Consider the following 9,979-nt stretch of genomic DNA (forward strand, 5'->3'; position numbering starts at 1 on the left):
ACCGATATCCAGCTCAGCCAAATCGTCAACCTGACGCACCGCGCCCATAAACGACAATGCCTTCCACTCGTTTTGCGTCCGCCAGCCGGGCCGATTTCCGCGTTGATCAACGCGCGACGCACCGAGCCGCCGCCATCAACCAGAAGCACGCGCCCAAGGCCGTTCTCTTCAAGGAGATCGAACAGCAGGCCGTTATCCTCAAAACATTTCACCGTGGTGATCTTGCCACCAAATGAAGTACGCCCGCCAAAATTAGAGAACAGAGGCTCAACAACATTCACCTCTTCGTGGTAGATATCGCACAGTTCGGAAGTATCGTATTCATAGGATTAACGTCTGTTTGCCGCCGGAATCATGAGTATATCCCTTTCTGGCGGCTGTTGGCAAAATCATCAAATGGTTAAACTTGATGCGTATCAGTAAATACGCACCACTTTTCGCCCGCGCTCACTTTACCCGCACTAACTCAATATCACGCCAACGGCGAACAGAATGTTGGTCAGCAGCGCGCCTTTCACCGTTTTTTCCAGCATCGGACGCATACTGAATGCGCTGGTTTCACGCAGCACATAGCGCGCCTGCTGAATCAGCAACGGGAGCGCCAGAATAAAGAGCCAGCCCGCCAGGCTGTGCAGATAAAACGTGGCAAACAGACCGAGACAAACCGGTGCCAGCAACAGCAGCATCGTGTGATAGAAGCGCGCTTTTTCCGCACCAAGACGTACTGCCAGCGTGTTCTTTCCGCTGATGCGATCGTTGTCGATATCGCGCAGGTTGTTGATGTTCAGCACCGCCGTCGCCAACAGACCGCAGGCCGTCGCAGGCAGCATCACGATGCTGTCGAAATGGCCGGTTTGCAGATAATACGACCCCGCGACGCTGAGCCAGCCGAAAAAGATCAGCACTGAGATATCGCCGAGTCCGATATAGCCGTAGGGCTTGTTACCGACGGTATAGGTGATGGCGGCGAAAATCGCCAGCAGCCCCAGAATCAGGAAACCAAAGATATCCGCTGGCTTTTCACACGCCAGAATCACCAAGCTCACGCCGGAAATGATGGTGAGCACCACGGTCACGATTAGCGCATTGCGCAGCTGCGTCAGCGTAATCGCCCCGGTCTGGATGCCGCGCAACGGCCCGATGCGTTCCTCGGTATCGCTGCCTTTTATCGCATCCCCATAGTCGTTCGCCAGATTGGAAAGGATTTGCAGCAGTCCGGCGGTTAACAACGCCAGTAATGCTACGCCCGGTTTAAAGCTGCTATGCCAGCTCGCGATCGCCGAGCCGGTGGACGATGGACGCAAAAGCTAATGGCAACGTCTTTGGACGCAGGCTATCCAGCCAGGCTTTGGTTTTGCTGCTATGGGTCGATAAGGTCATGGTGTGCTTCAATTTTATTGACGATTCAATTGCGTGAATCATCCGTTTATAAACAAGAAAAGTCAGTGATGGCGGCGTCAGAAACAAAAGTGGGAGGCCAACGCCTCCCACTTTATCGTTAATCGTGCGATCCGCGAAAACGGATTATAAGATAAATCGACTCAGATCTTCATCTGCTACTAATTCATCCAGATGATTACGTACGTAATCTGCGTCAATGGTAACGCTTTGACCGTTCATTTCGCTGGCGTCGTAAGACACGTCTTCGATCAAACGCTCCATCACGGTATGCAGACGGCGTGCGCCGATATTTTCGGTGCTTTCGTTGACCTGCCAGGCGGCTTCGGCAATACGGCGGATACCATCGGCGGTGAACGAAATATTTACGCCTTCTGTCGCCATCAGCGCTTTGTACTGCTCGGTCAGCGAGGCGCTCGGTTCGGTCAGGATGCGCTCGAAATCTTCCGTGGTCAGCGCCTGCAACTCTACGCGAATCGGCAGACGCCCCTGCAATTCTGGAATCAGATCGGACGGGCTGGCAACCTGGAACGCACCGGACGCGATAAACAGGATGTGGTCAGTTTTGACCATGCCGTGTTTGGTGGACACGGTGCAACCTTCAACCAGCGGCAGCAGGTCGCGCTGAACGCCTTCACGGGACACATCCGGGCCGGAGCTTTCGCCACGCTTACAGATTTTGTCGATCTCATCGATGAACACGATACCGTGTTGCTCAACGGCTTCAATCGCCTGCTGTTTCAGCTCTTCCGGGTTCACCAGCTTGGCGGCTTCTTCTTCTATCAGCAGCTTGAAGGCATCTTTAATTTTGACCTTACGGGCTTTCTGCTTCTGTCCTGCCAGATTCTGGAACATGGACTGGAGCTGGTTGGTCATTTCTTCCATGCCTGGAGGAGCCATGATCTCTACGCCAACGGGGGCGGCTGCCAGATCGATCTCGATCTCTTTGTCGTCCAACTGGCCTTCACGCAGTTTCTTGCGGAATGCCTGACGTGCAGCGGAAGGTTCCTGCGTGCTTTCTGATTGTCCCCAGTTGTTTTTCGCCGGAGGAATCAGTACATCCAGAATGCGGTCTTCCGCCATCTCTTCCGCACGGAAGCGGTTTTTTTCGATGGACTGAAGGCGCACCATTTTGATCGCGGAATCCGTCAGATCGCGGATGATGGAGTCAACTTCTTTACCTACGTAGCCCACTTCGGTGAATTTAGTGGCTTCCACTTTGATGAACGGCGCATTGGCGAGCTTCGCCAGACGGCGAGCGATTTCGGTTTTACCGACGCCGGTCGGACCGATCATGAGAATATTTTTAGGCGTCACTTCATGACGAAGTGCTTCGTCCAACTGCATGCGGCGCCAGCGGTTACGCAGCGCGATGGAAACAGCGCGTTTCGCTTTATGCTGGCCGATGATATAGCTGTCGAGTTCGCTGACTATCTCGCGCGGGGTCATTTCAGACATAGTTGATCCTTACGCCTTGGAGGCTAATTCTTCTATCGTGTGGAACTGGTTGGTGTAGATACAGATGTCGCCAGCAATCCCCAGAGATTTCTCGACGATATCACGCGCACCCAGCTCGGTGTTTTCCAGTAAAGCACGCGCGGCAGCCTGTGCATAAGGACCGCCGGAACCAATCGCGATCAGATCGTTTTCAGGCTGCACGACATCACCATTACCGGTAATGATCAGCGAGGCATTTTCGTCCGCAACGGCTAACAGGGCTTCCAGCTTGCGTAGCATACGGTCAGTACGCCAGTCTTTCGCCAGCTCGACGGCAGCTTTCACCAGATGACCCTGATGTAATTCCAGCTTGCGCTCAAAAAGCTCAAAAAGGGTGAAGGCATCCGCCGTGCCGCCTGCGAAACCGGCGATGACGCGGTCATGGTAGAGACGACGCACTTTACGCACGTTGCCTTTCATCACGGTGTTGCCCAGAGTGGCTTGTCCATCACCGCCAATGACCACCTGGCCGTTGCGGCGTACGCTTACAATTGTTGTCACGAGTCAGTCCCCGTTTGAAGAAAAAGATCCCCGCATGATTCGGGGCACATTGAAGTTATAGATGGGGGAAGGCGTGGGGTTTTTCAACCCCCGCTGGCAAGAGGAATACAGTTTGATGCGCCCGCGCCCTTAAGACGTTGGATCATGCTATCTGCGGCAGCACGGTTGTTATAAGGCCCAAGCATAATACGGTTCCAGCCGCCGTTAGAGGTGATGCGGCTTTCGATACCGGCAAACGCCAGCTGTGCTCTGACCGATTCGGCAGGATCCATGGTTTTGAAGGAGCCACATTGGATCGCCCAGCGCTGGGTTTTCTCGGCTTTTGGCGCTTCAGGCTGTTTGACCGGCTGTTGCTTCGGTGCTTCCTGTTTTGCTGCTTCATGTCTCGGCACAACAGGTGTCGTTTGCGTGACCGCAGGTGCGCGTGTGGCGGGTTGCGTTGTTACGACAGGCGGCTGCTGCATCGATTGGGTCGGCGGCTTGATTGTCACCTGAGAGCGCGGAACCTGCGTCTGGTCGTTATACGGCACTTCGGAAAGCTGCGTTGGCTGACGACGCATATCAGACTGCATCTGTTCCAGCAGCTGGCGCTGTTCGTCCGTCAACTGCACTGGCGACTGAATTTCGCCACCCGCGGAAGGCTCCGTTGGCGTCGTGACGCCCAACTGACGATTTTCCAGTTCTTTGATGTAGCGCCAGCGTTCTTCCGGTTTGGGGGGCAGCCCGTTACCTTTGCCTGCATTCTGATGCGGCAGGACGGGTGAATCGTCCGGTTTATTATGGGCGATAAAGTACAGACCGCCCGCGAAGGTGACCAAAACGGCAACAGCGAGTGCGATCATCGTTTTGGACGCACCTGAAGCCTTGCCTTTTTTCCGGCTATTTGTCGTTTTCCGGCGCGTCCCTGATGAACGTCCCCGGCTCACGTAGTCTCTTTGTGCCACTGTCGTTTCGCTGTGAATTGATAGGTAAATAATATAATTAGGGGGTCATGTTACTGAACCCTCAAATATTTGACCAGCACCTGAAGTCTTAAAGCCTGTTACGGGCGTAATTCGGCGCGGCGACGCTGTCGCGTATGACCAGCTCACTGGACAACAGACGGGAACCGCTTTGTACCGTGTTACCTTGCAACTGCTCTAAGAGTAGCAGCATTGCCTCGCGTCCGATCTGATAACGAGGCTGGGCGACAGAAGTTAGAGGCGGCCAGCTGTACTGCGCCTGTTCGATATCATCGAAACCGATAATTGAGAGGTCGCGCGGGATATCCAGCCCCATCTTTCTGGCCTGCGCCAGCACGCCCAGCGCCATGAGATCGCTATGACAGAAGACTGCACTGGGCGGCTGAGGATGTTGCATCAGCGCAATCAGGCCGTTTATCCCGGTTTCGTAGGTGAAATCGCCCCGAAAGATATACTGATTATCGATAAGAATCCCGTTGCGGCGCAGGGCCTGAATATATCCCTGGAGGCGATATTGGCTCAGGTGCATGTGCTCTGGCCCCGCAATGCAGGCGATGCGTTGATGACCCGCCTGATACAGATAGTGTACGGCTTCAAAGGCGGCGGTCAGGTTATCGATATGCACGGTGGGTAGCGCCAGATCCGGTGAGAACTCATTCGCCATCACCATCGGCGGCAGATTACGCTGCTCTTCCTGGCCTGCGTCAAACGGCAGATTAGAGCCGAGTAACAGCATGCCGTCGATCTGTTTGGTAATAATCAGGTCGACAAAGGTTTTTTCTTTCTGATGCTGGTGAGCACAATCGCCAATCAACACCAGATAGCCGTGTTCGGCTGCCGTTTCCTCGATCCCGCGAAATATTTCGGAGAAATAAGGATCGCAGATATCCGGGACGATCGTCAGGATCGTGCGCGATTCGTTACGCTTGAGATTCCTGTTGAGTGCGTGAGGCGAATAGCCAACGGCGATGACAGCCTGCTCGACCTTCCTACGGGTGGTCGCAGAGACTTTCTCTGGGTTCATTAACGTTCGGGATACGGTCGCGGTGGAAACGCCCGCTTCATCCGCCACGTCTTTCATCGTCGCCGTGGTGACGCCTTTCTTCTGCTTCAACGCTTTTCTCCTTGCGTCAGCGTTAACTGGCGCTGACTGTCAGCAGAACGCCCCTGTCTACTGACTTTCTATGATTACGGGTAACGCTTTTTGGGGACGGTATGCCGATGGAACGGCGCTATACCTGAGTACACGATCTGACCTCAGTAAACGGCTGGCCTCAGCATACGGCCTACGCAGACAGTGATAACAGATTGAACGCAGGTTTTGTTGCTTAATTTGCACAGAAAGTGTGATGAATATCGTGTTCTCGACGCCGATCGCAAAAAATGAGTGGCAAGAAACCGAAATGGCGCTAACAGGAAGCGCTAACCGTCCGTGGGGTCGACATCCAGCATCCATTTCACTTTACGCGCCTGCGGCAGCGTGCCGATTAGCGTCAGCGATGTTCTGACCAGTTTCTGCAATAGCGCTCTGGAGGGGTGCTGTAGCAAGAGCTGCCAGCGGAAGCGTCCCGCACGTTTGGGTTGCAAAGCAGGGACTGGGCCCAGCAGCCAGAGTGATTCATCCCGCAGCGGGCTCGCCTCCAGCAAATTACGCAACTGCTGGAGGAATAATGCGGCCTGCTGATTATCGTGGTCGTCAGCGCGGAAGAGAATATGGCTGGTAAACGGCGGCAGAAAAACGCTTTTCCGTTCAGTCAGCGCCTGGCTGGCAAAGGCATCGTAGCCCTGTTGCAGCAGCGTTTGTAATAGCGGATGTTCCGGGTGGTGAGTTTGCAGCGCCACTTCGCCCGCCTTGCCTGCACGTCCTGCGCGACCCGCCACCTGAGTATAGAGCTGCGCAAAACGTTCGGCTGCGCGGAAGTCGGCAGAGAACAGCGAACCGTCCACGTCCAGCAGGGCCACCAGCGTCACGTCAGGGAAGTGATGCCCCTTTGCCAACATTTGTGTGCCGATGAGAAGACGTGCGCCGCCCTGCCTGACCTGCGAGAGCTGCTGCTCAAGCGCCCCTTTACGGCTGGTGGTATCACGATCGATGCGGGTGATCGGGACATCTGGAAAGATCGGCGCAAGGCTTTGTTCCAACTGCTCGGTACCCAGACCGACCGGCACCATATTGGTTGAGCCGCAGCCGGGGCACTGCTGTGGAACCGGACGCTGGCTGTCGCAGTGGTGGCAGCGCAGCATCCTCTGATGCTGGTGGTAGGTATAGTAGTGATCGCAGCGCTGACACTCGGCAATCCAGCCGCACTCGTGGCACATCACCACGGGGGCGAACCCGCGCCGATTAAGGAACAAGATAACCTGATTATCGTTCGTCAGATGGTGGCGGATGCGGGTAATCAACGGCTGAGATAACCCGGCCGTCAGCGGCAGCCCTTTCAGATCGATGACGTGCTGTTTGGCTAGCGAGGCATTGCCCGCTCGTTTGGTCAGATTCAAGCGTCGATACTTGCCGATCTGGACGTTATACAGCGTTTCCAGCGCGGGCGTCGCCGTCCCCATGACGATGGGAATGTCTTCTTCTCTGGCGCGGAACACCGCCAAATCACGGGCGTGATAGCGCCAGCCTTCCTGCTGTTTGTAGGAACTGTCGTGCTCTTCATCGATCACAATCAGCCCCAAACGGGCAAAGGGCGTAAATAACGCTGACCGCGTTCCGATGACGATGGCGGCTTCACCGCTGCGGGCACGTAGCCAGACTGCAAGGCGTTCGCTGTCGTTGAGTGCAGAGTGCAGCACATCCACCGGGGCGTTAAACCGTTCGCGGAAGCGGGCGATGGTTTGCGGCGTCAGGCCAATTTCCGGCACTAACACCAGCGCCTGTTTGCCCTGTGCCAGCACGTTTTCCAACACGCTGAGATAGACTTCGGTTTTGCCCGAGCCGGTGATACCTGCGAGCAGCCAGGCGGCAAAGTGGTTATCTTCGCTGCGGATCGCGCCGACGGCAGTAGCCTGTTCGGTATTCAAACGCAGTCGGTCGGTTGCCAAACTAAAACTTTGACGCCAGTCGTGAAGCGTTTGCTCTGCGGCCTGTAATTCGCACAGACCTTTGCTGCGTAGCGCCTGCAACGCCGTCTCCGTCAGCCCGATTTCGCTTACCTGATGGCGGTAAAGCGGCGACTGAAGTAGGGCCGCCAGCGCCTGCTGCTGTTTTGCGGCACGTTTGAGTGTGCTGAGCGGCGTCGCCCGACCCTGTTCGGTGGCAAACCACTGCCAGAGAGGAGCACGGTGTGCGGGTTTCCCCTGACGCAGGTAGGATCGGCAGCGCGTGGAACAGCACTTCGCCAATCGGATAGTGATAATACTCAACGGCCCACAGCAAGATGCGCCACAGGCTGGGGGGGAACAGCGGCTGCTCGTCCAGCACGTCATGCACGGGTTTTTAATTGTTCAAGCGGAAGTTCGCTGGTGTCGCTCAGCGCGGTAATAATGCCGATCGCTTTACGGTTACCAAAGGAGACGCTGACGCGCGCGCCGACCTGCGGAGTGATGCCTCCTGCGGGTAGCAAATAATCGAATGTACGTGCCAATGGCACGGGCAAAGCGACCTGAGCGACAGACATAACTTCTCCGTGATAGTCGACGTGATTTGTGCGGCGATCAATGACATAACCGAGGGGTCTGTATCATGCGCGACGCGGGGTGAAAATAACGCAAGGCGCTAGTGTACATGCTGCGAGGGATAATGTGTGGATGCGATTGCATCAGGGTAGCGGATTCTGTATGATCCGCCGCCATTGTGCCGTTTGCATAATGAAACTTACTTATACAACTTTCGTGTGGTGTCTGGCGGAACAGGGCTGGATAGCGACACGGCCTTAACTGAGGTTTCCCCATGAAAAAAGGTATTCACCCGAATTATTCTGCAGTTACTGTAACTTGCTCTTGCGGTAACGTGATCAAGACCCATTCTACCGTGGGTCGTGACCTGAACCTGGACGTTTGTGGCGAATGCCACCCGTTCTACCACCGGCAAACAACGTGATGTTGCAACTGGTGGCCGTGTTGACCGCTTCAACAAGCGTTTCTCCGTTCCAGGCGCTAAAAAATAAGTTCTACTGGCCAATTGGCATCGTCCCTTTTGGCATAGTAACTTTCTGCAAAGGCACCGACAGGTGCCTTTGTTGTTTCTGGTGTGTCAGTGCTATTTATCGGGAAGACGAGATTCGCTCTAATGCCGCCTGCGCGAGAAAACCTGAGCGGCTTTTAAATTCAGGATTACTCGCCACGCAACGGTCAATTCGGGTCAATCAGCGATTTAGGCAGCGTGACGTTAATTTTTTCTGAACCGCCCATTAAACGCGTCACATCGATATCAACAACCCGCCCACGTGTACCCGGCGTATTCTGCGCTTTTTGCCAATTTGCCTACTGACGACACGGTAGGAAACATCCTGACCCATCTCGATCAGCAGTTCGATATGTCCGGTAATCGCCTCTTTAGCATTCGCGATGGCATCGTCTAGCGTATCGCCTGCAGAAAAACAAGCCCGGTAGATCTGGCACTGTTACACCGTATGCGTGGGTATCGTCGCCTGCTTCAATTGCAATCGGAATAAAACATAATTAAAGCCTCTTCGAGTCAGCGATGAGTCATATTCCTGCTTGTTTCCTGATGCTTTTTACCGTGCCTATCGGTAAATCTTTCTTAGGGTGGGGGATTGTGACTAACCCCGCGTTTACTAGGATGCATAAAATGGTGGTGGCCTTCCGTTCACCTTATCAGTTCCCACCCCATCGGCCTTGATTTCTGCTATTAAACGTCCTGCTATCCATCCCTGCACCCCGCTGCCCTTTTAATACGATAAAAGATAACCCCAATAAACTCCAGCTGGCAATATTTTGAGTTATTGGAGTTATTTCATCCCTGCTGACGTTTTTACCAGCATCCCCAGAACGAAAATGCCGGCCCAAACCCTGCCGTAATAATCCCGATGGGTAATTCCTGTGGGTGCCAGTAGCTGTCGGGCTGAGCCAATCGCCGCCGCACAGCAGTACCGCAACCCAGCACGGCCGGTCAGCGGCAGAAGCTTCTTGTGCAGCACGCCCGCTCAGCGGCCGAGCCAGATGGGAATCATCAGGCCGATAAACCCCAATCACGCCAGTCAGCGCGCACTAACAGCGACGTGGCGAACGCGCAGCAGATGAAAATTTCCACCCGTACGCGAGACAGATTAACCCCCATTGAGGCTGCGGTTTGTCCGCCAGCCAGCAGCGCGTCGAGCGCACGCCAGCGCAGGGCGGTGAGGCCGAATAGCAGCAGAACGCTGAACACCGCAAAAGGTAACGTGTTCCAACGGCGCAAGGCCCAGCCCGCCCCAGCGACCAGAAAAAGAATCGAGCTGGCGGCCCGCTGATCGCCGGAAAACACCAAATAATTTGTCAGCGCGCCGAACAGAAATGAGATCGCCAATCCGCAGATGATGAGGCGCTCTGCGCGCCCCGCGCCTGTTGCCAGCAGAAACAGCCACGGTTACCGGCGACAGCCGATAAAGAGTCCGCCGCAGAAGGCCGCCATCGGCAGCGCCCAGTCACCGAGCTGCTCACCAAAGCGGGTGATG

At 55.1% G+C, this 9,979-nt stretch carries 6 protein-coding genes and 6 pseudogenes; 1 reads left to right on the top strand and 11 read right to left on the bottom strand.

The genetic code is table 11. The features are described 5' to 3' along the window. From H4F65_RS21665 to priA, 7 genes and pseudogenes are all read right to left on the bottom strand, one after another. Positions 1–305 (bottom strand): annotated as a pseudogene (locus H4F65_RS21665) (RraA family protein); the annotation flags it as partial. Between the two features lie 156 nt (positions 306–461). Next, positions 462–1,380: pseudogene (locus H4F65_RS21670) on the bottom strand (1,4-dihydroxy-2-naphthoate polyprenyltransferase). Between the two features lie 144 nt (positions 1,381–1,524). Beyond that, a complete protein-coding gene (gene hslU / locus H4F65_RS21675) occupies positions 1,525–2,856 on the bottom strand; it encodes an HslU--HslV peptidase ATPase subunit (protein WP_010281519.1) in 1,332 nt (443 codons plus the stop codon). A 9-nt stretch (positions 2,857–2,865) separates the two neighbouring features. Beyond that, the gene (hslV, locus tag H4F65_RS21680; protein ID WP_005973334.1) at positions 2,866–3,396 is read right to left on the bottom strand and encodes an ATP-dependent protease subunit HslV; all 531 of its coding nucleotides are present in this window, start codon (positions 3,394–3,396) and stop codon (positions 2,866–2,868) included. 83 nt (positions 3,397–3,479) lie between these two features. Then, a complete protein-coding gene (gene ftsN / locus H4F65_RS21685; RefSeq protein WP_072014223.1) occupies positions 3,480–4,340 on the bottom strand; it encodes a cell division protein FtsN in 861 nt (286 codons plus the stop codon). A gap of 88 nt (positions 4,341–4,428) precedes the next feature. After that, complete coding sequence (gene cytR, locus H4F65_RS21690) at positions 4,429–5,472, bottom strand: DNA-binding transcriptional regulator CytR (RefSeq protein ID WP_010281514.1); 1,044 nt, start codon at positions 5,470–5,472, stop codon at positions 4,429–4,431. 308 nt (positions 5,473–5,780) lie between these two features. Then, positions 5,781–7,981 (bottom strand): annotated as a pseudogene (gene priA, locus H4F65_RS21695) (primosomal protein N'). 272 nt (positions 7,982–8,253) lie between these two features. Here priA and rpmE point away from each other — a divergent pair. Then, positions 8,254–8,470: pseudogene (gene rpmE, locus H4F65_RS21700) on the top strand (50S ribosomal protein L31). A 96-nt stretch (positions 8,471–8,566) separates the two neighbouring features. Here the strand turns inward: rpmE and H4F65_RS21705 are convergent. From H4F65_RS21705 to H4F65_RS22195, 4 genes and pseudogenes are all read right to left on the bottom strand, one after another. Further along, positions 8,567–8,975 (bottom strand): annotated as a pseudogene (locus tag H4F65_RS21705) (type II toxin-antitoxin system HicB family antitoxin). A gap of 36 nt (positions 8,976–9,011) precedes the next feature. After that, positions 9,012–9,194, bottom strand: a pseudogene (locus H4F65_RS21710) (type II toxin-antitoxin system HicA family toxin). An 80-nt stretch (positions 9,195–9,274) separates the two neighbouring features. After that, the gene (locus H4F65_RS22190; protein ID WP_423143407.1) at positions 9,275–9,463 is read right to left on the bottom strand and encodes a hypothetical protein; all 189 of its coding nucleotides are present in this window, start codon (positions 9,461–9,463) and stop codon (positions 9,275–9,277) included. Positions 9,464–9,495: 32 nt separating this feature from the next. Continuing rightward, positions 9,496–9,831 carry an iron chelate uptake ABC transporter family permease subunit gene (locus H4F65_RS22195; protein WP_423143408.1) on the bottom strand — a complete coding sequence of 112 codons (336 nt, stop codon included), beginning with the start codon at positions 9,829–9,831 and terminating at the stop codon, positions 9,496–9,498. Positions 9,832–9,979: the final 148 nt, after the last annotated feature.

The organism is Pectobacterium brasiliense (assembly GCF_016950255.1).
Classification (GTDB): Bacteria; Pseudomonadota; Gammaproteobacteria; order Enterobacterales; family Enterobacteriaceae; genus Pectobacterium; species Pectobacterium brasiliense.